This window comes from Pseudomonas sivasensis, assembly GCF_013778505.1.
Lineage (GTDB): Bacteria > Pseudomonadota > Gammaproteobacteria > Pseudomonadales > Pseudomonadaceae > Aquipseudomonas > Aquipseudomonas sivasensis.
Genome location: NZ_JAAOWU010000003.1, coordinates 1 through 22,260 on the forward strand (window position 1 = coordinate 1; position 22,260 = coordinate 22,260).

At 57.4% G+C, this 22,260-nt stretch carries 24 protein-coding genes, 1 tRNA gene, 1 rRNA gene and 1 pseudogene; 24 read left to right on the plus strand and 3 right to left on the minus strand.

What is annotated here, in order from left to right:
• Positions 1-76, plus strand: a 5S ribosomal RNA gene (gene rrf / locus G9Q84_RS29980); the annotation flags it as partial.
• A 193-nt stretch (positions 77-269) separates the two neighbouring features.
• Positions 270-691, plus strand: a pseudogene (locus G9Q84_RS06370) (IS3 family transposase); the annotation flags it as partial.
• A gap of 85 nt (positions 692-776) precedes the next feature.
• Here G9Q84_RS06370 and G9Q84_RS06375 read toward each other — a convergent pair.
• Both G9Q84_RS06375 and G9Q84_RS06380 read right to left on the minus strand, forming a co-directional pair.
• The gene (locus G9Q84_RS06375; protein ID WP_241149728.1) at positions 777-926 is read right to left on the minus strand and encodes a hypothetical protein; all 150 of its coding nucleotides are present in this window, start codon (positions 924-926) and stop codon (positions 777-779) included.
• A gap of 534 nt (positions 927-1,460) precedes the next feature.
• Positions 1,461-1,545, minus strand: a tRNA-Leu gene (locus tag G9Q84_RS06380).
• 108 nt (positions 1,546-1,653) lie between these two features.
• Here G9Q84_RS06380 and queA point away from each other — a divergent pair.
• The 6 genes from queA to G9Q84_RS06410 all read left to right on the plus strand — a co-directional run bounded on the left by queA (position 1,654) and on the right by G9Q84_RS06410 (position 7,728).
• Positions 1,654-2,703 (plus strand): tRNA preQ1(34) S-adenosylmethionine ribosyltransferase-isomerase QueA, encoded by a 1,050-nt coding sequence (gene queA / locus G9Q84_RS06385; protein ID WP_099602713.1) that lies wholly within the window; start codon positions 1,654-1,656, stop codon positions 2,701-2,703.
• Between the two features lie 5 nt (positions 2,704-2,708).
• Positions 2,709-3,824 (plus strand): tRNA guanosine(34) transglycosylase Tgt, encoded by a 1,116-nt coding sequence (gene tgt, locus G9Q84_RS06390; protein ID WP_003175976.1) that lies wholly within the window; start codon positions 2,709-2,711, stop codon positions 3,822-3,824.
• A gap of 43 nt (positions 3,825-3,867) precedes the next feature.
• Complete coding sequence (gene yajC, locus G9Q84_RS06395) at positions 3,868-4,206, plus strand: preprotein translocase subunit YajC (protein WP_003175975.1); 339 nt, start codon at positions 3,868-3,870, stop codon at positions 4,204-4,206.
• Between the two features lie 62 nt (positions 4,207-4,268).
• Positions 4,269-6,137: a protein translocase subunit SecD gene (secD, locus tag G9Q84_RS06400; RefSeq protein ID WP_032890673.1), complete on the plus strand. Its 1,869-nt coding sequence runs from the start codon at positions 4,269-4,271 to the stop codon at positions 6,135-6,137.
• Between the two features lie 9 nt (positions 6,138-6,146).
• The gene (gene secF / locus G9Q84_RS06405) at positions 6,147-7,061 is read left to right on the plus strand and encodes a protein translocase subunit SecF (RefSeq protein WP_032890676.1); all 915 of its coding nucleotides are present in this window, start codon (positions 6,147-6,149) and stop codon (positions 7,059-7,061) included.
• Between the two features lie 124 nt (positions 7,062-7,185).
• Positions 7,186-7,728 carry a glycine zipper 2TM domain-containing protein gene (locus G9Q84_RS06410; RefSeq protein WP_032890678.1) on the plus strand — a complete coding sequence of 181 codons (543 nt, stop codon included), beginning with the start codon at positions 7,186-7,188 and terminating at the stop codon, positions 7,726-7,728.
• 203 nt (positions 7,729-7,931) lie between these two features.
• Here the strand turns inward: G9Q84_RS06410 and suhB are convergent, their stop codons facing one another.
• The gene (gene suhB, locus G9Q84_RS06415; protein ID WP_181643050.1) at positions 7,932-8,747 is read right to left on the minus strand and encodes a type III secretion system regulator SuhB; all 816 of its coding nucleotides are present in this window, start codon (positions 8,745-8,747) and stop codon (positions 7,932-7,934) included.
• A 145-nt stretch (positions 8,748-8,892) separates the two neighbouring features.
• Here suhB and trmJ point away from each other — a divergent pair, with 145 nt between their 5' ends.
• The 16 genes from trmJ (at position 8,893) to hisS (ending at position 22,229) form a co-directional block, all read left to right on the plus strand.
• Positions 8,893-9,663: a tRNA (cytosine(32)/uridine(32)-2'-O)-methyltransferase TrmJ gene (gene trmJ / locus G9Q84_RS06420; protein WP_095185821.1), complete on the plus strand. Its 771-nt coding sequence runs from the start codon at positions 8,893-8,895 to the stop codon at positions 9,661-9,663.
• 2 nt (positions 9,664-9,665) lie between these two features.
• Positions 9,666-10,448 carry a serine O-acetyltransferase gene (gene cysE / locus G9Q84_RS06425; protein WP_032890682.1) on the plus strand — a complete coding sequence of 261 codons (783 nt, stop codon included), beginning with the start codon at positions 9,666-9,668 and terminating at the stop codon, positions 10,446-10,448.
• A 302-nt stretch (positions 10,449-10,750) separates the two neighbouring features.
• Entirely contained in the window at positions 10,751-11,242 is a 492-nt protein-coding gene (gene iscR, locus G9Q84_RS06430) for a Fe-S cluster assembly transcriptional regulator IscR (protein WP_003194020.1), read from the plus strand.
• A gap of 50 nt (positions 11,243-11,292) precedes the next feature.
• Positions 11,293-12,507, plus strand: coding sequence for an IscS subfamily cysteine desulfurase (locus G9Q84_RS06435; protein WP_181643051.1), 1,215 nt, complete (start codon positions 11,293-11,295; stop codon positions 12,505-12,507).
• Positions 12,508-12,606: 99 nt separating this feature from the next.
• A complete protein-coding gene (gene iscU / locus G9Q84_RS06440) occupies positions 12,607-12,993 on the plus strand; it encodes a Fe-S cluster assembly scaffold IscU (protein WP_003209682.1) in 387 nt (128 codons plus the stop codon).
• Between the two features lie 28 nt (positions 12,994-13,021).
• Positions 13,022-13,345 (plus strand): iron-sulfur cluster assembly protein IscA, encoded by a 324-nt coding sequence (gene iscA / locus G9Q84_RS06445; protein ID WP_003209680.1) that lies wholly within the window; start codon positions 13,022-13,024, stop codon positions 13,343-13,345.
• 8 nt (positions 13,346-13,353) lie between these two features.
• On the plus strand, positions 13,354-13,875 hold the full coding sequence (hscB, locus tag G9Q84_RS06450; RefSeq protein ID WP_032890686.1) for a co-chaperone HscB: 522 nt from the start codon (positions 13,354-13,356) through the stop codon (positions 13,873-13,875).
• A gap of 51 nt (positions 13,876-13,926) precedes the next feature.
• Positions 13,927-15,789 carry a Fe-S protein assembly chaperone HscA gene (gene hscA, locus G9Q84_RS06455; RefSeq protein WP_032890687.1) on the plus strand — a complete coding sequence of 621 codons (1,863 nt, stop codon included), beginning with the start codon at positions 13,927-13,929 and terminating at the stop codon, positions 15,787-15,789.
• Positions 15,790-15,792: 3 nt separating this feature from the next.
• Complete coding sequence (gene fdx, locus G9Q84_RS06460) at positions 15,793-16,134, plus strand: ISC system 2Fe-2S type ferredoxin (protein WP_032890689.1); 342 nt, start codon at positions 15,793-15,795, stop codon at positions 16,132-16,134.
• Positions 16,135-16,148: 14 nt separating this feature from the next.
• Positions 16,149-16,349: a Fe-S cluster assembly protein IscX gene (gene iscX, locus G9Q84_RS06465; RefSeq protein WP_032890702.1), complete on the plus strand. Its 201-nt coding sequence runs from the start codon at positions 16,149-16,151 to the stop codon at positions 16,347-16,349.
• 91 nt (positions 16,350-16,440) lie between these two features.
• The gene (ndk, locus tag G9Q84_RS06470; protein ID WP_003175956.1) at positions 16,441-16,866 is read left to right on the plus strand and encodes a nucleoside-diphosphate kinase; all 426 of its coding nucleotides are present in this window, start codon (positions 16,441-16,443) and stop codon (positions 16,864-16,866) included.
• A 29-nt stretch (positions 16,867-16,895) separates the two neighbouring features.
• A complete protein-coding gene (rlmN, locus tag G9Q84_RS06475) occupies positions 16,896-18,044 on the plus strand; it encodes a dual-specificity RNA methyltransferase RlmN (protein WP_032890704.1) in 1,149 nt (382 codons plus the stop codon).
• A 12-nt stretch (positions 18,045-18,056) separates the two neighbouring features.
• Positions 18,057-18,815, plus strand: coding sequence for a type IV pilus biogenesis/stability protein PilW (gene pilW, locus G9Q84_RS06480; protein ID WP_122756090.1), 759 nt, complete (start codon positions 18,057-18,059; stop codon positions 18,813-18,815).
• Positions 18,815-19,804 (plus strand): RodZ domain-containing protein, encoded by a 990-nt coding sequence (locus G9Q84_RS06485; protein WP_122756091.1) that lies wholly within the window; start codon positions 18,815-18,817, stop codon positions 19,802-19,804. The genes pilW and G9Q84_RS06485 overlap by 1 nt, the downstream gene beginning before the upstream one ends.
• A gap of 2 nt (positions 19,805-19,806) precedes the next feature.
• On the plus strand, positions 19,807-20,916 hold the full coding sequence (gene ispG, locus G9Q84_RS06490; RefSeq protein WP_003175952.1) for a flavodoxin-dependent (E)-4-hydroxy-3-methylbut-2-enyl-diphosphate synthase: 1,110 nt from the start codon (positions 19,807-19,809) through the stop codon (positions 20,914-20,916).
• A gap of 23 nt (positions 20,917-20,939) precedes the next feature.
• Complete coding sequence (gene hisS / locus G9Q84_RS06495; protein ID WP_122756092.1) at positions 20,940-22,229, plus strand: histidine--tRNA ligase; 1,290 nt, start codon at positions 20,940-20,942, stop codon at positions 22,227-22,229.
• The last annotated feature ends 31 nt before the right edge of the window (positions 22,230-22,260 follow it).

Below are 22,260 nucleotides of genomic sequence, written 5' to 3' on the forward strand. Positions count from 1 at the left end.
CGAACTCAGTAGTGAAACGATGCATCGCCGATGGTAGTGTGGGGTTTCCCCATGTGAGAGTAGGTCATCGTCAAGATTAAATTCCGAAACCCCATTTGCGAAAGCAGATGGGGTTTTGTTTTGGGCGATCGGAAAGTGCGAGGGCGGGTCAGGGCGAGCTCTCGAATATCCTCAGGGACGGCGGGCCTGAACTGGCCTAATGATTTTGAACACTTCAATCGGGCGCTATATTGGTACCCAAGTCTGAGGTGTTTGGATACTTCGCCAAAAAGTGCGCCTTTATCAAGCAGCGCACGGGCGACTACTCGATTCGACGGCTTTGCCTGACGCTGATAGTGTATCCCGGTGGTTATTCCAGCGTGGCGGTCTGAGCCGCAATCTATACGCGCCAAAGACGACCAGCGACTGCTGGGTTTGATCAAGCATTCCTGGCTGGAGAGCGGCGGCGTTTACGGCTATCGAAAAATCCATGACGATCTGCGCGAGGTCTGTGAGGATTGTGGTAGTCATCGTGTGGCGAGGCTGATGCGTCTTTAAGGTATGCGTTCTCAGACAGGTTATCGACGCCGCCCCGGAAAGTGTGGGGGGGAAGCCAGCGGTCGCACCACCCAGTTTGTTGAAGCACCAGTTCGATGTCGTGGAATCCAACAGCGTTTGGGTCACTGACATCACCTACATTCGTACGTATGAAACAACGTAAAACGCCGCCATGGTTTCAACAATCAGCTGCCATCGGTAGAGTTTGAAAAGCGTTACGCAATGAGCTTGCAAGGTGTCTAGAGAATCCGGGGCGATTCACACTGATTGAGAAGGCGCGGGATGACCGGCAAATAGTTAGGATTATTTTTGCCGTCCCAGTTCGGACGATCAATCGCATCTTGAACGTCAAGGATAACAATCAGGATAGGGGCGGATTGGTCCTTCATCTCATCTCCTTTGGGTAGGGCGGCAGGCCGAGTGTGCTAAGACGAGCCTCAACCAACAGTTGATTGCACTCGAAACCTGCCTACAGCTCTCTGCGAAGCCCTCCATAATGAATCTCAAGCTTATGCAAGTTGAGTTCGGCAGACGCTTACCGATACGCGCACTGTCTGATGCGGAACATTTGCCAGGATTCCTAACGGATATTGCCTTCTACCTAAGCTAGAAATCTCTCAATGGTTGGGCCTGGGTGTTGCCGACGCCTCGGCGTAGCCCAAATTCGTCCAATCGATAAGGCCGATATCGTAATTCGAGATTCGCGCGTTGGCTTATGCGTGATGGGAGGTGAGCGAGAGTGGGCTTTCGATGTCATCACAAGGCTTCTGGGGCGGGGCGTGAGCGCGCTCAACGATCTTTAAGGTTGTGGGCTGGTTTTGTCTGTTCTCGCCTTCTGGGCACCTTTGCCGGCCTCTGGCGACGTGACTTCACTTTTCCACAGACGAAAAAAAAGACCTTGAAATTCAAGGTCTTTTTTAAGATGGTGCCCCGAGGGAGACTCGAACTCCCACTCCTTTCGAAAACGGATTTTGAATCCGCCGCGTCTACCAATTCCGCCATCAGGGCTCAATGGCGGCGAAGTATAGAGATGAGATTACCGTTGGTCAATCACGTTTCATGGTCTATTTTCACTATTTCCGCTAAACTTCCCGGCCCTGCTAGACGAACCCCATCATGCGCGTTTCTGACTTTACTTTTGAACTCCCTGATTCGCTGATCGCACGCCACCCTTTGGCCGAGCGTCGCGCCAGCCGACTGCTTACCCTGGAAGGGGTCAGCGGTGCCCTCGCACACCGTCAATTCACTGATTTGCTTGAGCATTTAAACCCAGGCGACTTAATGGTATTCAACAACACCCGCGTAATTCCTGCGCGGTTGTTTGGCCAAAAAGCCTCCGGCGGCAAGCTGGAAATTCTGGTGGAGCGCGTGCTGGACAGCTATCGCGTGCTAGCCCATGTGCGCTCCAGCAAATCACCGAAGCCGGGTTCGAGCATTCTGATCGAAGGCGGCGGCGAAGCCGAGATGGTGGCGCGCCATGATGCATTGTTCGAGCTCAAGTTCGCCGAAGAGGTTCTGCCTCTGCTGGAGCGCGTCGGCCATATGCCGCTGCCTCCCTATATCGACCGCCCTGATGAAGACTCGGACCGCGAGCGCTATCAGACGGTGTACTCCCAGCGCCTAGGCGCGGTTGCCGCGCCAACGGCCGGACTGCATTTCGACCAGCCGCTGCTGGATGCGATTGCGGCCAAGGGCGTCGAGACGGCCTATGTGACCCTGCACGTGGGGGCCGGCACCTTTCAGCCGGTGCGTGTGGATAACATCGAAGACCACCATATGCACAGCGAGTGGCTGGAAGTCAGCCAGGAAGTTGTCGATGCGGTATCTGCGTGCAAGGCTCGTGGCGGGCGTGTAGTCGCAGTGGGTACCACCAGCGTGCGCTCCTTGGAGAGCGCGGCGCGTGATGGTGTGCTCAAACCGTTCAGTGGCGACACCGATATATTTATCTTCCCAGGCCGGCCGTTCCACGTCGTCGATTGCCTGGTCACCAATTTCCATCTGCCGGAATCCACGCTCTTGATGCTGGTGTCGGCATTTGCCGGTTACCCGGAAACCATGGCGGCTTATCAAGCGGCCATCAATAATGGGTACCGTTTTTTCAGCTACGGTGATGCGATGTTTATCACCCGTAACCCGGCGCCACGCGGCCCAGAGGAAACCTTATGAGTCGTATGTCGTTTGAATTATTGGCCACCGACGGCAAAGCCCGTCGCGGTCGCCTTACTTTCCCTCGCGGTACGGTAGAGACGCCGGCGTTCATGCCGGTTGGCACCTACGGCACCGTAAAGGGCATGCTGCCCCGTGACATCGTCGCCACCGGTGCCGAGATCATTCTTGGTAACACCTTCCACCTGTGGCTGCGTCCGGGCACGGAAGTGATCAAGAAGCACGGCGACCTGCACGATTTCATGAAGTGGCAAGGCCCAATTCTCACCGACTCCGGTGGTTTTCAGGTGTTCAGCCTGGGCGCCATGCGCAAGATCAAGGAAGAGGGCGTAACGTTCGCCTCGCCGGTGGATGGTTCTAAAGTATTCATGGGGCCGGAAGAGTCGATGCAGGTACAGCGTGACCTGGGTTCGGACATCGTGATGATTTTCGACGAGTGCACGCCTTACCCGGCCGATGAAGATGTCGCGAGAATCTCCATGGAGTTGTCGCTACGTTGGGCTCAGCGGTCGAAGAACGCCCACGGTGATAACACCGCTGCGCTGTTCGGTATCGTCCAGGGCGGTATGCATGAAAGCTTGCGTAAACGCTCGCTTGAAGGCCTCGACAAAATCGGGTTCGATGGCCTGGCCATCGGCGGTTTGTCGGTAGGCGAACCCAAACACGAGATGATCAAGGTGCTGGACTATTTGCCAGGCCTGATGCCCGCTGACAAACCTCGTTACCTTATGGGCGTTGGCAAACCGGAAGATCTCGTAGAGGGTGTGCGCCGCGGTGTGGACATGTTCGATTGCGTGATGCCAACCCGTAATGCCCGCAATGGGCATCTGTTTATCGATACAGGCGTGCTGAAGATCCGTAACGCGTTCCATCGCCATGATGATTCGCCGCTGGATCCCACCTGTGATTGCTACACCTGCCAGAACTTCTCCCGTGCTTATCTGCACCATCTGGACAAATGCGGGGAAATGCTGGGTAGCATGTTGAATACCATCCACAATTTGCGTCACTACCAAGTCCTGATGGCTGGTTTGCGCGAGGCTATTCAACAGGGTACATTGGCCGCCTTCGTCGATGCCTTCTATGCCAAGCGCGGGCTCCCTGTGCCGCCCTTGGACTGAGTTTTCCGACCCTAAGATTCACTATTTGCAACTGGAGTGCTAAATGAGCTTTTTTATCTCTAACGCCATGGCTGACGCCGCTGCGCCTGCTGCTGCCGGCCCTATGGGCGGTGGTTTCGAGTGGATTTTCCTGGTCGGCTTCCTGGTCATCTTCTACCTCATGATCTGGCGTCCACAGGCCAAGCGTGCCAAAGAGCAGAAAAACCTGCTGGGCAGCCTGCAGAAAGGTGACGAAGTTGTGACTACTGGCGGTATCGCCGGCAAGATCACCAAGGTTTCCGACGCTTTCGTGGTTCTGGAAGTCTCCGACACTGTAGAAATGAAGTTCCAGAAGGGCGCCATCGCCGCCACGCTGCCAAAAGGCACGCTCAAAGCGATCTAAGTAACAACCTTTACCAATCGACGGGGCGCGCAAGGCGCCCCGCGTTATAAGCGGGCGGCGTGATGCTGAACAAATACCCTCTGTGGAAATACGTACTGATCCTGGCGGTGCTGGCGATCGGTTTTATTTATTCCGCTCCCAATCTCTATCCTGATGATCCGGCGATCCAGATCACTGGCGCCAGCACTTCGTTGCAGGTCAATCAGGCTGACCTGGAACGCGCGAGCAAGGCTCTGAACGACGCGGGTATCCAAGTTAAAGCGGCAACATTGGCGGCTGGTGCGAAGGGCGGCTTGTTGCGCCTGACCAAGCAAGAAGACCAATTGCCGGCCAAAGACGTCGTGCGCAAGGCCATGGGTGACGACTACGTCGTTGCGCTGAACCTGGCACAGACCACGCCGCAATGGCTGCGCAGCATTGGCGCGCACCCGATGAAGTTGGGTCTGGACTTGTCCGGCGGTGTGCACTTCCTGCTGGAAGTCGACATGGACAAAGCCCTCGACGCACGCCTGAAAGTCTATGAAGGCGATGTGAAGAGCCTGCTGCGCAAAGAAAAGTTGCGTTATCGCAGCCTGCCGCAGCTCAACGGCGCCATCCAGTTGGGCTTCTCAGACGAAGCTTCCCGCGAACAGGCCCGTGCGCTGATCCGCAAGAACTTCAACGATTTTGACATCGTACCGGCTGACCTGAACGGTCAGGCCGTGCTGCGTCTTGCAATGAGCCCGGCCAAGATCGCCGAAATCCGCGAGTATTCCATCAAGCAGAACTTGACCACGGTACGTAACCGCGTCAACGAGCTGGGCGTGGCCGAGCCGATCGTTCAGCGCCAGGGCGCCAACCGCATTGTGGTTGAGCTGCCAGGCGTGCAGGACACCGCTGAAGCCAAGCGTATCCTGGGTAAAACTGCCAACCTGGAATTCCGTCTCGCAGCTGAGCCAGGCGCTTCCCGCGCGACTTCCGAGGAGTTCGAATTCCGTGAAGGCAATCGTCCGCCGGCGCAAATCGAGCGTGGTTTGATCATCACGGGTGATCAGGTAACCGACGCCAAGGCCGGGTTCGGCGAGCACGGCACACCTGAAGTTAACATTCGCCTGGATGGTCACGGCGGCGAACTGATGAGCCGCGCCACGCGCAGCAACGTCGGTCGCAGCATGGCGGTGATCTTCATCGAGCAGCGTCCTGTTACTACCTACACCAAGCAGATCGTCAACGGCGTCGAGAAAGACGTGCCGGTGCAGACCTTCAAGGAAGAGAAGAAGATCATCAGCCTGGCGACCATCCAGTCGCCGCTGGGTGCTCAGTTCCGTATCACTGGCCTGAACGGCCAGGGTGAATCCTCGGAGCTGGCACTGCTGCTGCGTGCTGGTGGCCTGGCGGCGCCGATGTACTTCGCTGAAGAGCGCACCATCGGCCCAAGCCTGGGTGCGGACAACATCACCAAAGGCGTGGACGCTGCACTGTGGGGCATGTTGTTCGTGTCGCTGTTCATCATCGCCATCTACCGCTTCTTCGGCATCATCGCTACCGTAGCCCTGGCGGGCAACATGGTGATGCTGCTGGCTTTGATGTCGCTGCTGGGCGCTACGCTGACCTTGCCGGGTATCGCCGGTATCGTACTCACCATGGGTATGGCGGTAGATGCCAACGTGCTGATCTTCTCGCGGATACGTGAAGAGATCGCCGCAGGCATGACTGTGCAGCGCGCAATCAACGAAGGCTTCGGCCGGGCATTTACCGCGATTCTCGACTCCAACCTGACCACATTGCTGGTTGGCGGGATTCTCTTTGCCATGGGCACCGGCCCTGTCAAAGGTTTTGCGGTGACCATGTCCCTCGGTATCTTTACCTCGATGTTCACGGCCATCATGGTGACCCGCGCAATGGTCAACCTGATCTTTGGCGGGCGTGACTTCAAGAAGTTGTGGATTTAAGGGGCTGCCATGTTACGTACAATCAACTTCATGGGCGTTCGCAACATTGCGTTCGGCGTCACTGTGCTCCTTACCGTTCTGGCGTTGTTCAGCTGGTTCCATAAGGGCCTGAACTACGGTTTGGATTTCACCGGGGGTACGCTCATTGAGCTGACCTACGAGAAGCCGGCCGACGTTACCTTAGTGCGCAACGAGCTGGTAAAGGCCGGTTATCACGAGGCCGTGGTGCAGAGCTTTGGTGCGACCACCGACCTGCTGGTGCGCATGCCAGGCGAAGATCCGCAACTGGGTCACCAAGTAGCCGAAGCCTTGCAAAAGGTTGGCGGCGACAATCCCGCGTCGGTCAAGCGCGTCGAGTTTGTCGGCCCGCAAGTAGGTGAAGAGCTGCGCGACCAAGGCGGCCTTGGCATGCTGATGGCACTCGTCGGCATCATGATTTACCTGGCTTTCCGCTTTCAGTGGAAGTTCGGTGTCGGCGCGATTGTGTCGCTGATCCACGACGTGATCGTGACCGTAGGTATTCTGGCGTACTTCCAGATAACCTTCGATCTGACCGTACTGGCGGCTGTGCTGGCGATTATTGGTTACTCGCTCAACGACACAATCGTGGTATTCGACCGGGTTCGTGAGAACTTCCGCGTATTGCGCAAGGCGACGCTGATCGAGAACATCAACATCTCCACCACTCAGACCCTGCTGCGTACCATGGCGACATCAATCTCCACTTTGCTGGCGATTGCTGCGCTGATGATCTTCGGCGGTGACAACTTGTGGGGCTTCTCCCTGGCGCTGTTTATCGGCGTTCTGGCGGGTACTTACTCGTCGATCTACATCGCCAACGTGGTGCTGATCTGGTTGAACCTCAACAGCGAAGACTTGATCCCTCCAGCCGCGACTGGCAAGGAGGTCGACGACCGCCCTTAATGAGCGCTTGTTGATCTGCTGTTACAAGAAAGGCACGAGTATTGAACTCGTGCCTTTTTTTTTGCTCCAAGGCTGGGTATAGCGCGGATCTTTCGGTCCGTTTGTGATGGTCAGGAGGTTCAACGTGAACAAGTCGTTACTGGTTGGTGCGGTATTGGGTGCTGTCGGTGTAACTGCCGGGGGTGCTGTCGCCACCTACAGCCTGGTAAAAAGCGGCCCTGAGTATGCGCAAGTGCTGGCGGTGCAGCCGGTAAAAACCCAGATCAAGACCCCTCGCGAAGTCTGTAAGGACGTCGCAGTTACTCGGCAGCGACCGGTGCAGGACCAGCATCAAATCGCAGGTACCGTTGTAGGTGCCCTGGCGGGTGGTTTGCTGGGTAATCAGATCGGTGGCGGTAACGGTAAGAAGCTAGCGACGGTAGCCGGTGCGGTCGGTGGTGGTTATGCCGGTAACAAGGTTCAAGAGGGTATGCAGAATCGCGATACCTACACCACCACACAAACGCGTTGTAACACCGTCAACGACATCAGCGACAAGGTAGTCGGCTATGACGTGCGTTACACCTTGGATGGCAAGGAAGGCTCGGTGCGGATGGATCGTGATCCGGGTGGCCAGATTCCGGTCGATAAAGAAGGTCGTTTAGTGTTGGGTCAAAACCAGCAATAATTTGAGGCTTGTCATAGTTGAAGGTGTGGGAGGGTGCTTGCTCTTGATGTGGGCGCATCGGTTAATGAGTCTGTAACTGAGCTGCTGTCATCGGAGGCAACATCCCTTTCACATTGATTGGTAGCGTTGCTGGTATTCAAGTTCGCACCAAATCGCAGGCATAAAAAAGCACCCCGAAGGGTGCTTTTTTTATGCTCGCTAGCTTAGCGCTTCAGCGAGGCTGGCAGGTGTGGCTGTATAGCCGTCAGCACTGCCTTGAAGCATTTGGTGTTGCCAGCAACGACGTGGCCTTTTTCCAGGAAGTCGTGACCACCGGTGAAGTCGCTCACCAAGCCACCGGCTTCCTGGATCAGCAGAGCGCCTGCAGCCATATCCCACTCGGACAGGCCTGACTCCCAGAACGCATCAAAACGACCGGCAGCAACATAGGCCAGGTCCAGGCTGGCTGCGCCAGCGCGACGGATGCCTGCGGTCTGGCCAACCAGGGCGCGGAACATGCCCAGGTAGTTTTCCAGGTTGTCCATCTGGTCGTCACGGAATGGGAAGCCGGTACCCAGCAGGGCGCCGTCGAGACTGGTACGGCCGCTGACTCGCAGGCGACGACCGTTCAGCTGGGCGCCACGGCCACGGCTGGCGGTGAATTCTTCCTGGCGAACCGGGTCGAGGACGACGGCATGTTCCAGGCGGCCACGGTATTTGCAGGCGATACTTACTGCGAAGTGGGGGATGCCGCGCAGGAAGTTGGTGGTGCCATCCAGTGGGTCGATGATCCACAGGTAGTCTTCGCCTTCGACGCTACCTTTATGCAGGCCGGTTTCCTCACCCAGGATGCCGTGGGTAGGGTAAGCCTTGCGCAGTGCGTCGATGATTTTCTGTTCGGCGGCGCGGTCTACCTCGGATACATAATCCTTGGCGTCTTTTTCGTCGACCTTGATGGTATCCAGGCGCTCGATGGAGCGGAAAATCAATTCACTGGCGCTGCGGGCGGCGCGCAGCGCGATATTCAGCATGGGCTGCATGGATGTGTCACCTAAGGTTGTTAAAGAAAGCCGAGCATTCTAGCAGAAACTTTCTTCAGGTGAAGGACGACGTTAGCTTTCATGGCATAACCTTAGGCTGTTCTGTAAGATTTGCTCCCCTTTCCCGTGTCCGAGAGCGCCTCCCTTGCTGCAAAACATTCGTGTCGTCTTGGTCAATACCAGTCATCCAGGCAATATCGGTGGGGTGGCGCGTGCCATGAAAAACATGGGGCTGACGCGCCTGGTGCTGGTCGAACCGCGTGTGTTCCCGCATCACGAGGCCGATGCCCGTGCATCCGGTGCCAATGACATCCTTGAAAAAGCCCAGATCGTCGCCACCCTGGAGGATGCTTTGGTCGGCTGCAATCTGGTGCTCGGCACCAGCGCCCGTGATCGTCGTATCCCCTGGCCTTTGCTGGATCCCCGTGAGTGCGGCGGCAAAGTGGTGGAAGAGGCTGCTGGTGGCGCTGAAATCGCCTTAGTGTTCGGTCGTGAAGACTCCGGCCTCACCAATGAGGAGCTGCAGCGATGTCACTACCATGTGCACATTCCATCGGACCCTGAATTCAGTTCACTGAACCTCGGGGCTGCGGTGCAGGTGCTGACTTACGAAGTGCGCATGTCGTGGCTGGCAGCTGCCGGTCAGCCAAGCAAAATGGAAAAGGAAGAAGTTGCGTCGACCAAAAGTGGCGAGCTGGCCACCATGGATGAGCTGGAGCGGTTCTATGAGCACCTGGAGCAAACCCTGGTGGCTATCGAATTCCTTGACCCTGACAAGCCGCGGCACTTGATGGCGCGCCTGCGTCGGTTGTACGGGCGCAGTTCGGTAAGCCGGGCGGAAATGAATATATTGCGTGGCATCCTCACGGAAACCCAAAAAGCGGCCCGTGGCGAGCTTCTTAAGCGGAAGGATTAAAAATGTTCGAGCGTTTGCGAGAAGATATCCAGAGTGTTTTCCACCGTGACCCGGCGGCCCGCAACGCCTTTGAAGTGCTGACCTGCTATCCGGGTATGCACGCGATCTGGATTCATCGGTTATCCGGCGCCTTGTGGGGCATGGGCTGGAAGTGGCTGGCGCGACTGGTGTCGAACTTCGGCCGCTGGTTGACGGGTATCGAGATTCATCCGGGGGCCAAGGTGGGGCGCCGTTTTTTTATCGATCATGGTATGGGTATCGTCATCGGTGAAACTGCTGAGATTGGCGATGATGTCACGCTCTATCAAGGTGTGACGTTGGGCGGCACTAGCTGGAACAAAGGCAAGCGCCACCCAACGTTGGGCGATGGCGTGGTGGTAGGGGCCGGCGCCAAGGTGCTAGGGCCATTCACTGTAGGTGCTGGCGCTAAGGTCGGCTCCAATGCGGTCGTAACCAAGGCTGTACCGCCTGGCGCAACCGTGGTGGGTATTCCGGGCCGAATCATCGTCAAGCCGGAAGTTGGCGATGAGCAGGAAGCAAAGCGCAAGGCAATGGCCGAGAAGATTGGCTTTGATGCCTATGGAGTCAGTGAAGACATGCCTGATCCGGTCGCGCGCGCCATCGGCCAGTTGCTTGACCACTTGCAGGCGGTGGACGGGAAGCTGGACGGTATGTGCGGTGCGCTGAAGGAGCTGGGCAGCAGTTACTGTGCGAAAGAACTGCCTGAACTGCGCGAAGAGGACTTCGCCGAGATCAAGGACGAAGCTGCGACGAAGACTGGTTAAGGTCTTCCAAGCACTGAAAGTCACCTGTGGGAGGTGGCTTGCTCTCGATAGCGGTTCCTCAGTCGTTCACTACGTGGGCTGGTCCGCTGCTATTGGGAGCAGCTGCCTCCCACATCTTGACCTCCATTGGTCTCGGAGTAGCCGCTAGGCCCTGTTCCCGCTGTTCGTCCCCACCCCATCCTGCTATGATTCGCGCGCCCTTTTTACGGGTAATCCTGACTAAAGTACTAGGTCTTATAGTTGACTTAAATACTCGGGAATCGCATACTTGCCCACATTCTGAAACACCTTGGTAATTGTCCATGAGACTGACTACAAAAGGCCGATACGCGGTGACTGCCATGCTCGACCTGGCTCTGCACGCGCAAACTGGGCCGGTGTCCCTGGCCGATATCTCCGAGCGCCAAGGCATTTCCCTGTCCTATCTTGAGCAACTGTTCGCCAAATTGCGCCGTAGCAATCTGGTCTCCAGCGTGCGTGGGCCAGGTGGCGGCTATCAGTTGTCCCGCGATATGCAGGGCATTCAGGTGGCCCAGGTGATCGATGCGGTCAACGAATCCGTTGACGCGACCAAATGCCAGGGCCTGGGTGACTGCCATGCAGGCGACACCTGCCTGACGCACCATTTGTGGTGTGACTTGAGTCTGCAGATCCATGAGTTTTTGAGTGGTATCAGCTTGGCTGATCTTGTGACTCGCCGTGAGGTACAAGAAGTAGCCCAGCGTCAGGACCAGCGCCGTTGCAACACTAAGGCGCCGCGTCTGGACAAGATTGAAGCGTCCGCCGTCGAGTGACAGCCGAAGAGCTAACGGCACGCCAGCCAGCCTGATTTAGGAGAAAGTCCATGAAATTGCCGATTTACCTTGATTACTCAGCGACCACCCCGGTTGATCCGCGTGTCGCGCAAAAGATGAGCGAGTGCCTGCTGGTCGACGGAAACTTCGGCAACCCGGCCTCCCGTTCCCATGTATTCGGCTGGAAAGCCGAGGAAGCGGTCGAGAATGCTCGTCGCCAAGTCGCCGACCTTGTTAATGCCGACCCGCGCGAAATCGTCTGGACTTCCGGCGCCACTGAGTCCGACAACCTGGCAATCAAGGGCGCGGCGCATTTCTACGCGACCAAAGGCAAGCACCTGATCACCACCAAGATTGAGCACAAGGCTGTCCTCGACACCATGCGTCAACTGGAGCGTGAAGGTTTCGAAGTTACCTACCTTGAGCCGACCACCGACGGTAACGTCACCCCGGCCATGATTGAAGCCGCGCTGCGTGAAGACACAATCTTGGTTTCCGTGATCCACGTAAACAACGAAATCGGCACCATCAACGACATCTCGGCCATCGGCGAGCTGACTCGCTCCAAGGGCATTCTGTTGCACGTCGACGCTGCTCAGTCCACCGGCAAGGTTGATATCGACCTGTCCAAGCTGAAAGTTGACCTGATGTCGTTCTCGGCCCACAAGACTTACGGGCCTAAAGGTATCGGCGCGCTGTACGTGAGCCGTAAGCCACGCGTGCGCATCGAGGCCACCATGCACGGCGGCGGTCACGAACGCGGCATGCGTTCTGGCACCCTGGCGACCCACCAAATCGTAGGCATGGGCGAAGCCTTCCGTGTAGCCAAGGAAGACATGGCTGCCGAAAACGTGCGCATCAAGGCCCTGAGCGATCGCTTCTACAAGCAGGTCGAGAACCTTGAAGAGCTGTACATAAACGGCAGCATGACCGCCCGCGTACCGCATAACTTGAATTTGAGCTTTAACTACGTCGAAGGCGAGTCGCTGATCATGGCGCTCAAGGACCTGGCGGTTTCGTCCGGTTCGGCCTGCACCTCGGCCTCTCTTGAGCCTTCGTACGTACTGCGCGCCCTGGGCCGCAACGACGAACTGGCACACAGTTCGATCCGCTTTACGTTCGGCCGCTTCACCACCGAAGAACAAGTCGACTACGCCGCGCAGAAAGTCTGCGAAGCCGTCAACAAGCTGCGCGTTCTTTCGCCGCTGTGGGACATGTACAAAGACGGTGTCGATATTTCCAAGATCGAGTGGGCGGCACACTAACTATAGAAGCCGCCACCCAAGCTCTGTAGGAACGTGGCGGAAAACGCAGGCGTTTTTACAGGGTTCCAGAGCGGCCCTGATGAGTGAGGATTCAGTACCATGGCTTACAGCGAAAAGGTCATTGACCACTACGAAAACCCGCGCAACGTCGGCAAGATGAACGCGGAAGATCCTGATGTCGGGACCGGCATGGTCGGCGCTCCGGCGTGCGGCGATGTGATGCGCCTGCAGATCAAAGTCAACGAAGCTGGCGTCATCGAAGACGCCAAGTTCAAGACTTACGGTTGCGGTTCGGCCATCGCCTCCAGTTCTCTGGCAACCGAATGGATGAAAGGCAAGACTCTGGATGAGGCTGTGACTATCAGCAACACCCAGTTGGCCGAAGAACTGGCCCTGCCGCCAGTGAAAATCCACTGCTCCGTACTCGCAGAAGACGCCATCAAGGCGGCCGTTCGCGACTACAAGCAGAAGAAAGGCTTGATCTAAGCATTTGGCGACGAGTAAGGAGTCAACGATGGCTATCAGCATGACAGAAGCGGCTGCGCAGCACATTCGCCGCTCCCTGAATGGGCGCGGTAAAGGTGAGGGGATTCGTCTGGGTGTTCGCACCACGGGCTGTTCCGGCCTTGCCTACGTGCTGGAGTTTGTCGACGAGGTGGTTGAGGAAGACCAGGTGTTCGAAAGTCACGGCGAGAAAGTGATCATCGATCCTAAAAGCCTGACCTACCTGGACGGCACCGAACTCGATTTCGTCAAGGAAGGGTTGAACGAGGGCTTCAAGTTCAACAACCCCAACGTACGCGGTGAGTGTGGCTGCGGCGAAAGCTTCAACATCTGAGGCTATTCGTGGGTACTCCTTGTCATTTCGCTTTATTCGAGCTGCAGCCGAGCTTTCGGCTGGACCTTGAGCAGCTTGCCACGCGCTACCGAGAGTTGGCGCGTGGGGTGCATCCGGACCGCTTCGCTGACGCTTCCGAGCGTGAGCAACGCCTGGCCCTGCAGCAGTCGGCCAGCCTCAACGAGGCCTATCAGACACTGAAGAGTCCGCCAAAGCGCGCGCGTTACCTGCTCGCCATGAACGGCGGCGAGTTGCCGATTGAAGTCACGGTTCACGATCCCGACTTCCTGATGCAGCAAATGCAGTGGCGCGAAGAGCTCGAAGACCTACACGACGAGGCCGATGTGGCCGGTGTCGCCGTCTTCAAGCGCCGTCTGAAAGTGGCCCAGGATGAGCTCAACGAAAGCTTCGCAGCCTGTTGGGATGATGCAGCGCAACGTGAACAGGCCGAACGCCTGATGCGACGCATGCAGTTCCTCGACAAGCTCACCTACGAAGTGCGCCAGCTAGAAGAGCGCCTCGACGATTAACCCAGTGCTGCCCGTGATGCACGCCTGATAGACAGATAAGACCTGATTACCATGGCATTACTGCAAATCGCCGAACCCGGCCAAAGCCCTCAACCGCACCAGCGTCGCCTGGCGGTCGGGATTGACCTGGGCACCACCAATTCCCTGGTCGCTGCCCTGCGCAGTGGCCTTTCCGAACCGCTGCCGGACGCTGATGGCCAGGTCATCCTGCCCTCGGCCGTGCGCTATCACGCTGATCGCACCGAGGTCGGTGAGTCTGCCAAGTTGGCGGCATCTAGCGATCCTTTGAACACTGTGCTGTCTGTCAAGCGCTTGATGGGGCGTGGCTTGTCCGACGTCAAGCAGCTCGGCGACCAACTGCCGTATCGCTTTGTCGGCGGCGAATCCCACATGCCTTTCATTGATACTGTTCAGGGGCCGAAAAGCCCGGTGGAAGTGTCGGCTGATATCCTCAAGGTGCTGCGCCAGCGCGCAGAAACGACCTTGGGCGGCGAATTGGTCGGTGCAGTGATCACGGTTCCAGCCTATTTCGACGACGCACAGCGTCAAGCCACCAAGGATGCGGCGAAGCTTGCCGGCCTCAACGTGCTGCGCCTGCTCAACGAGCCGACTGCTGCTGCTGTGGCCTACGGTCTGGACCAGCACGCCGAAGGTCTGGTTGCCATTTATGACCTGGGCGGCGGCACTTTTGATATTTCGATCCTACGCCTGACCGGCGGTGTGTTTGAGGTGCTGGCTACTGGTGGCGACAGCGCGCTGGGCGGCGATGACTTCGACCACGCGATCGCAGGCTGGATTATCAGCAGTGCCGGCTTGTCCGCGGACTTGGATCCAGGCGCACAGCGCAACTTGCTGCAAACTGCTTGTGCCGCTAAAGAAGCGCTGACTGATGCTGCCTCTATTGACGTGTCTTACGGCAACTGGTCGGCACCGCTGACGCGCGAAGCCTTCGATGCGTTGATCGAGCCAATGGTCGCCCGCAGCCTCAAGGCGTGCCGTCGCGCCGTACGTGATTCCGGTATCGAGTTGGAAGACGTCGGTGCCGTGGTCATGGTGGGTGGTTCGACCCGTGTGCCGCGTGTTCGTGGGGCAGTTGCCGAGGCTTTTGGTCGCGAGCCACTGACCGAAATCGACCCCGATCAAGTAGTCGCCATCGGCGCAGCGATCCAGGCAGACACCTTGGCCGGCAACAAGCGCGATGGTGGCGAACTGCTGCTCCTCGACGTGATTCCGTTGTCGCTGGGGCTGGAGACCATGGGCGGCTTGATGGAGAAGGTGATTCCGCGCAACACCACCATCCCCGTCGCCCGCGCCCAGGACTTCACCACTTATAAAGACGGCCAGACGGCCATGATGATTCATGTGCTGCAAGGCGAGCGCGAGCTGATCAGTGACTGCCGCTCCCTGGCGCGTTTCGAATTGCGTGGTATCCCTGCAATGGTAGCCGGTGCTGCGAAAATTCGTGTGACCTTCCAAGTCGACGCCGACGGCCTGCTTAGTGTCGCGGCCCGTGAGCTGGGGTCGGGTGTTGAAGCCAGCATCCAGGTGAAGCCTTCCTACGGCCTCACCGACGGCGAAATCGCCAAGATGCTCAAGGACTCGTTCCAGTACGCCGGTGATGACAAGGTCGCCCGTGTGCTGCGCGAACAGCAAGTGGATGCACAGCGCCTGCTTGAAGCGGTGCAGGGCGCCCTTGAGGCTGACGGCGAACGCTTGCTGGATGCCGAAGAGCGCATGGTCATCGACCTGCAGATGCATGAATTGGCCGAACTGATGAAAGGCACTGATGGTTATGCTATCGAGCAACAGACCAAGCGCTTGTCGCAAGTGACTGATGCCTTTGCCGCCCGCCGTATGGACCAGACGGTAAAGGCCGCCCTGGCGGGACGCAACCTGAATGAAATCGAGGAATAATTAATGCCGCAGGTCATTTTTCTGCCACACGCCGAGCATTGTCCGGACGGTATGGTTGTGGAGGCTGAGACCGGCAAGTCCATCCTCGAAGTTGCCCATGACAACCACATCGAGATCGAAAGCGCTTGTGGTGGCGTGTGCGCCTGTACCACTTGTCACTGCATCATTCGCGAGGGTTTCAATTCGCTTGAAGAAGCCGACGAGCTGGAAGAGGACTTTCTCGATCGTGCCTGGGGCTTGGAAGCGCAATCGCGTCTAAGCTGTCAGGCAAAGGTGGGAACTGAGGACATCACTGTCGAAATTCCGAAATATTCGCTCAACCATGCGGCCGAAGCGCCGCATTGATTCAAGGAACTGTCATGAGCCTGAAATGGGTTGATGTACAAGAAATCGCTATACAACTTGCTGAAGCTCATCCTGAGGTCAATCCTCTTACCGTGAACTTCGTCAAACTGCGTGATCTCGTAATGGCGCTGCCGGAATTCGATGACATCCCGGATCGGGGTGGCGAAAAGGTTCTGGAGGCGATTCAGGGCCTGTGGATCGAAGAAGCAGACTGAGCCGCCTTTTACGCAGTTAGGCAATACCCAATAACCCGCGTATAATTCGCGGGTTTAATTTTTCGTAAATTACCGTTTCTGGAGTTACACCATGGCTGTTCAACGTACTTTCTCCATCATCAAGCCTGACGCTGTTGCAAAAAACGTCATCGGCGAGATCACCACTCGTTTCGAAAAAGCCGGCCTGAAGGTTGTAGCTTCGAAACTCAAGCAACTGTCCAAGGCTGAAGCTGAAGGCTTCTACGCTGAGCACAGCGCTCGTGGCTTCTTCGGCGACCTGGTTGCCTTCATGATCTCCGGTCCTGTTGTTGTTCAGGTTCTGGAAGGCGAAAACGCTATCGCTCTGAACCGTGAGCTGATGGGCGCTACCAACCCTAAAGAAGCGGCTGCCGGCACTATCCGTGCTGACTTCGCTGAATCCATCGACGCCAATGCTGTACACGGCTCGGACTCCGAAGCTGCCGCTGCTCGCGAAATCTCGTACTTTTTCGCTGCTACTGAAGTAACCGCTCGCTAAGCATTGGCTTAAAGAGTGAGGGTGAATCCATGACTACATCGACTGTTAAAACCAACCTGCTGGGTCTGACTCAGCCGGAAATGGAGAAATTCTTCGACTCAATCGGGGAGAAGCGCTTCCGTGCCGGTCAGGTAATGAAATGGATTCACCACTTTGGTGTCGACGATTTCGACGCCATGACGAATGTCAGCAAGGCCCTGCGCGACAAGCTCAAGGCCATTGCTGAGGTCCGTGGTCCCGAAGTTGTCAGCGAGGACATTTCCACCGACGGCACCCGTAAATGGGTGGTGCGCGTGGCGTCCGGCAGCTGCGTCGAGACCGTGTACATTCCCCAGGGCAAACGTGGCACCTTGTGCGTTTCGTCCCAGGCAGGCTGTGCCCTGGATTGCAGTTTCTGCTCCACCGGCAAGCAAGGCTTCAATAGCAACCTCACTGCCGCCGAAGTCATCGGTCAGGTGTGGATTGCCAACAAATCCTTTGGCAGCGTCCCGGCGACCGTCGACCGTGCCATCACCAACGTGGTGATGATGGGCATGGGTGAGCCGCTGCTGAACTTCGACAACGTGATTGCGGCCATGCATCTGATGATGGACGACCTGGGCTACGGCATCTCCAAGCGCCGTGTGACCCTGTCGACCTCCGGTGTGGTACCGATGATTGATGAGCTGGCCAAGCACATCGACGTATCCCTGGCGTTGTCGCTGCACGCACCTAATGACGCATTGCGTAACCAATTGGTGCCGATCAACAAGAAGTATCCGCTTAAGATGCTGCTCGAATCTTGCCAGCGTTACATGGCGACTTTGGGTGAGAAACGCGTGCTGACCATTGAGTACACCATGCTCAAGGACATCAACGACAAGGTCGAACACGCGATCGAGATGATCGAGTTGCTCAAGAACACCCCGTGCAAGATCAACCTGATCCCGTTTAACCCGTTTCCCCATTCTGGCTACGAGCGGCCGAGCAACAACGCCATTCGTCGTTTCCAGGATCAACTGCACCAGGCAGGCTACAACGTCACCGTACGCACCACTCGTGGTGAAGACATCGACGCCGCCTGCGGCCAATTGGTAGGACAGGTGCTGGATCGCACCCGTCGCAGCGAACGTTATATCGCCGTGCGTGAACTGAATGCCGCCGACGACATGCCGCAAATCGCTGTGAATCGAATCTGAGAGAGGATCTCTATGCCCTTGCGCCTTGCGCTGCTTCTGCTTGTTACCGGCCTCGCGGCCGGTTGTGTTTCATCGGGCCATGAGAGCCCTTTGCAAACCGGTAAAGGTCGTGATGAGGCGCGAGTTGCCTATGTGCAACTGGGGTTGGGTTACCTGCAGCAGGGCATGAGCGAGCAGGCCAAGGTGCCTTTGAAAAAGGCCCTTGAGCTGGACAACAACGATGCCGACGCCAACGCTGCATTGGCCTTGGTGTTCCAAGCCCAGGCCGAGCCTGAACTTGCCGATCAGTATTTCAGAAAGGCTTTGGCCTCCCGTCCTGCCGACCCTCGGCTGCTGAACAATTACGGCAGCTTCCTGTTCGAACAGAAACGTTATGACCAGGCTTCCCGTTATTTCCAGCAAGCTTCTGCCTACACCCTTTATCCAGAGCGTTCGCGGGTCTTCGAGAACCTTGGGGTGACCTCAATGCGTCTCGGCCAGCGCGACAGTGCTCGCCAGCAATTGGAAAAAGCCCTGCACCTGAACAGTCGCCAGCCGCGGGCATTGCTCGAAATGGCTGAGTTGTCTTACGAAGACAGGCATTATGTGCCGGCACGTGACTATTACGAGCGTTTTAGCCTGCTCAGCGGGCAAAATGCACGTAGTCTATTGCTCGGTGTGCGCCTGGCGACAGTTCATGAAGAACGCGACACGGCCGCACATTTTGGCCAGCAACTCGAACGACTCTATCCCGGTACGCCGGAATATCAGCAATACCTGTCGGAGCAATGATGAAAGCGGCGCACCCGGAAGTTGTAGCAGCTAATCGCGTAAACCCAGGCGAAACCTTGCGTCAGGCCCGCGAAAGCAATGGTTGGTCGCTGGCGGAAGTGGCCCTCAAGCTCAATTTGACCACCACGTCCTTGGGCAATCTGGAAGCTGGCGCGTTCGATAAGCTGCCTGGGCACACCTTCGCCCGAGGCTATATCCGCGCATACGCCAAATTGCTGGGTATCGACCAGACCGTTCTGGTTCAGGAGTTCGACCAATTCACCGGCACCGATTCCCAGGGCAGCAGTGTTCATGGCCTGGGTCGTATCGAAGAGCCAGTGCGCGTTTCCCACACCATTTTGCGAATTGTTAGCCTGTTGCTGCTTGTTGCGGTGATCGGTGGCGGGTTTGTCTGGTGGCAAGACCAAGCCTCTCAGCGCAGTAAAGACCTGACCAGCAGCGCGATGGAGCACGTCGAAGTCGAAAGCGCCGATGGCACCACTCAGATCCATCCGTTGGATGAACCGGAAGACCAGGCTGTTGCCGAGGGGCAGGCCACGTCTGAAGCGCCGCTCGCGACCGAGCAACCGGCACCGGAAACCGCTCCTGCGACAACCGCCGCTTTGCCTGCTCCTGTAACGCCAGCGACTCCGGCAGCGCCCACCGCCCAGGCTCATACGCCGGCAGCACCCGCGTCCGCGCCCCCCGCTCCAGCAGCCTCGGCTACGCCAGCTATTTCGCCACCTACCACTCCAGCATTGATCGCCGGTGACGGGCGCGTACAAGTGACCTACATTGCTGACTGCTGGACGCAAGTCACCGATGGCAACGGTAAAGTGCTGTTTAGCGGTCTTAAGCGTAAGGGAGATACTCTTGACCAAGGCGGTAAGCCTCCTCTGACGCTGCGTCTGGGCTTCGCCCGTGGCGCGCAAGTGGCCTACAACGGTCAGCCTGTGGACGTGGCGCCGTTCACCAGTGGCGAGACTGCTCGCCTCAAGTTGGGACAATAGTCATGCACGGCGAATCTCCAATCAAACGTCGCGTATCGCGCAAGATCTGGGTCGGCTCGGTGCCGGTGGGCGGCGACGCCCCCATCGCAGTACAAAGCATGACCAACAGCGACACCAATGATGTAGCCGCCACTGTGGCCCAGATCAACCGTTTGGAAGCCGCTGGCGTGGACATAGTGCGGGTTTCCGTGCCGGACATGGACGCAGCGGAAGCCTTCGGCCGCATCAAACAGTTGGTCAAGGTGCCGTTGGTTGCAGACATTCACTTCGACTACAAGATCGCGTTGCGCGTGGCTGAACTGGGTGTCGATTGCCTGCGTATCAACCCAGGCAACATCGGTCGTGAAGACCGTGTGCGCGCGGTGGTGGATGCTGCCCGTGATCGTGGGATCCCGATCCGCATCGGCGTCAACGCAGGTTCTCTGGAAAAAGACCTGCAAAAGAAATACGGCGAGCCCACTCCGGCGGCGCTGGTTGAGTCGGCATTGCGCCACGTTGAACACCTTGAACGCCTGAATTTCCAAGACTTCAAAGTCAGCGTAAAGGCCTCCGACGTGTTCATGGCGGTTGAAGCTTACCGGCTGCTGGCGAAGGAAATCGTGCAGCCATTGCACTTGGGTATCACCGAGGCTGGCGGTTTGCGCTCAGGCACAGTGAAATCTGCGGTAGGTCTCGGTATGCTGCTCGCCGAAGGGATTGGCGATACTATCCGCATTTCGTTGGCGGCAGACCCTGTAGAGGAAGTGAAAGTCGGTTACGACATTCTCAAATCCCTGCGTTTACGTTCCCGTGGCATCAACTTCATTGCCTGCCCGAGCTGCTCGCGGCAGAACTTCGACGTGGTGAAAACCATGAACGATTTGGAGTTGCGCCTTGAAGACCTGCTGGTACCGCTGGATGTTGCGGTGATCGGTTGCGTGGTCAACGGGCCGGGTGAAGCCAAGGAAGCGCATGTGGGCTTGACCGGCGGTACACCGAACCTGATTTACATCGACGGCAAGCCGTCGCAGAAGTTAACGAATGACAATCTTGTGGATGAGCTGGAAAAGCTGATCCGCGAGAAAGCGGCCGAAAAGGTCGCCGCTGACGCAGCGCTGATCGCTCGCGGCTGATTGAACGAATTTAAGGATTTGATGTGAGCAAGTCTCTGCAAGCCATTCGTGGCATGAACGACATCCTGCCGGAGCAGACGCCCCTGTGGCGCTACTTCGAGAATACTGTCGCGCGTCTGCTGGATAACTACGGTTACAAGCAGATCCGCATGCCGATCGTCGAGTTCACCGAGCTGTTCAAGCGCTCCATTGGTGAAGTGACCGATATCGTCGAAAAAGAGATGTACACCTTTGAAGACCGTAACGGCGACTCCCTGACCCTGCGTCCGGAAGGAACTGCCGCGTGCGTGCGTGCTGTGCTTGAGCACGGCCTCACCGGTGGCGGCCAGCCGCAAAAACTATGGTACATCGGTCCGATGTTTCGCCATGAGCGTCCGCAGAAAGGCCGCTATCGTCAGTTCCACCAGATCGGCCTGGAAGTATTCAACCTCGACGGTCCGGACATCGATGCCGAGCTGATCGTGATGACGTGGCGCTTGTGGGGCATGCTTGGCATTCGTGATGCGGTCAAGCTTGAACTCAACAGTCTGGGGACCAGCGAATCCCGTGGCCGCTACCGCGTCGCACTGGTCGAGTACCTGTCTGCGCATCTGGACAAGTTGGACGAAGACAGCCAGCGCCGTCTGAAAACCAACCCGTTGCGCGTGCTGGACACTAAGAACGCCGACACGCAAGCCGTACTGGTCGATGCGCCGAAAATGGCCGACTACCTGGATGACGAATCCCGCGCGCACTTCGAGGGCCTCAAGGCTCGCCTGGATGCGGCCGGCATTCCCTACGTAATCAACCCTAAGTTGGTGCGTGGTCTCGATTACTACAGCAAAACCGTGTTCGAATGGGTCACTGACAAACTAGGCGCCCAAGGCACTGTGTGCGCGGGCGGCCGTTACGACGGCTTGGTCGAGCAGATGGGCGGCAAGCCGACCACCGGCGTGGGTTTTGCCATGGGCATCGAACGGCTGATCCTGCTGTTGGAAACTCTGGAGCAAATCCCCGCAGAAATCTCCCGTCAGGTGGATGTGTACCTGTGCGCCTTTGGTGAGGCAGCCGAACTGGCGGCCCTGGCCTTGAGCGAGAGCGTGCGCGACCAGCTGCCGAACCTGCGCCTTCAGATCAATGCCGGCGCGGGCAGCTTCAAGAGTCAGTTCAAAAAGGCCGACAAGAGCGGTGCACTGTATGCACTGATCCTCGGCGATGACGAGTTGGCCCAGCAAGTGATAGGTTTCAAACCCCTGCGTGGCCAGGGCGAGCAACAGAACATTGCCTTTGATGCGCTCGCTGCGCACTTGGCCACCTGCGTCGTGCAGGGTTGAAGCTGTCGAACAGCCGAATTTAGCGATTAAG

Excerpts from the sequence above, each read along its gene's own strand:
- iscX (WP_032890702.1), top strand. The coding sequence starts at position 16,149 with ATGAGCCTGAAATGGGTTGATGTACAAGAAATCGCTATACAACTTGCT.
- hscA (WP_032890687.1), top strand. The coding sequence starts at position 13,927 with ATGGCATTACTGCAAATCGCCGAACCCGGCCAAAGCCCTCAACCGCAC.
- G9Q84_RS06435 (WP_181643051.1), top strand. The coding sequence starts at position 11,293 with ATGAAATTGCCGATTTACCTTGATTACTCAGCGACCACCCCGGTTGAT.
- ispG (WP_003175952.1), top strand. The coding sequence starts at position 19,807 with ATGCACGGCGAATCTCCAATCAAACGTCGCGTATCGCGCAAGATCTGG.
- pilW (WP_122756090.1), top strand. The coding sequence starts at position 18,057 with ATGCCCTTGCGCCTTGCGCTGCTTCTGCTTGTTACCGGCCTCGCGGCC.
- secD (WP_032890673.1), top strand. The coding sequence starts at position 4,269 with ATGCTGAACAAATACCCTCTGTGGAAATACGTACTGATCCTGGCGGTG.
- G9Q84_RS06485 (WP_122756091.1), top strand. The coding sequence starts at position 18,815 with ATGAAAGCGGCGCACCCGGAAGTTGTAGCAGCTAATCGCGTAAACCCA.
- queA (WP_099602713.1), top strand. The coding sequence starts at position 1,654 with ATGCGCGTTTCTGACTTTACTTTTGAACTCCCTGATTCGCTGATCGCA.
- G9Q84_RS06375 (WP_241149728.1), bottom strand. The coding sequence starts at position 926 with ATGAAGGACCAATCCGCCCCTATCCTGATTGTTATCCTTGACGTTCAA.
- fdx (WP_032890689.1), top strand. The coding sequence starts at position 15,793 with ATGCCGCAGGTCATTTTTCTGCCACACGCCGAGCATTGTCCGGACGGT.
- ndk (WP_003175956.1), top strand. The coding sequence starts at position 16,441 with ATGGCTGTTCAACGTACTTTCTCCATCATCAAGCCTGACGCTGTTGCA.
- yajC (WP_003175975.1), top strand. The coding sequence starts at position 3,868 with ATGAGCTTTTTTATCTCTAACGCCATGGCTGACGCCGCTGCGCCTGCT.
- iscR (WP_003194020.1), top strand. The coding sequence starts at position 10,751 with ATGAGACTGACTACAAAAGGCCGATACGCGGTGACTGCCATGCTCGAC.
- rlmN (WP_032890704.1), top strand. The coding sequence starts at position 16,896 with ATGACTACATCGACTGTTAAAACCAACCTGCTGGGTCTGACTCAGCCG.
- iscA (WP_003209680.1), top strand. The coding sequence starts at position 13,022 with ATGGCTATCAGCATGACAGAAGCGGCTGCGCAGCACATTCGCCGCTCC.
- cysE (WP_032890682.1), top strand. The coding sequence starts at position 9,666 with ATGTTCGAGCGTTTGCGAGAAGATATCCAGAGTGTTTTCCACCGTGAC.
- tgt (WP_003175976.1), top strand. The coding sequence starts at position 2,709 with ATGTCGTTTGAATTATTGGCCACCGACGGCAAAGCCCGTCGCGGTCGC.
- iscU (WP_003209682.1), top strand. The coding sequence starts at position 12,607 with ATGGCTTACAGCGAAAAGGTCATTGACCACTACGAAAACCCGCGCAAC.
- secF (WP_032890676.1), top strand. The coding sequence starts at position 6,147 with ATGTTACGTACAATCAACTTCATGGGCGTTCGCAACATTGCGTTCGGC.
- suhB (WP_181643050.1), bottom strand. The coding sequence starts at position 8,747 with ATGCAGCCCATGCTGAATATCGCGCTGCGCGCCGCCCGCAGCGCCAGT.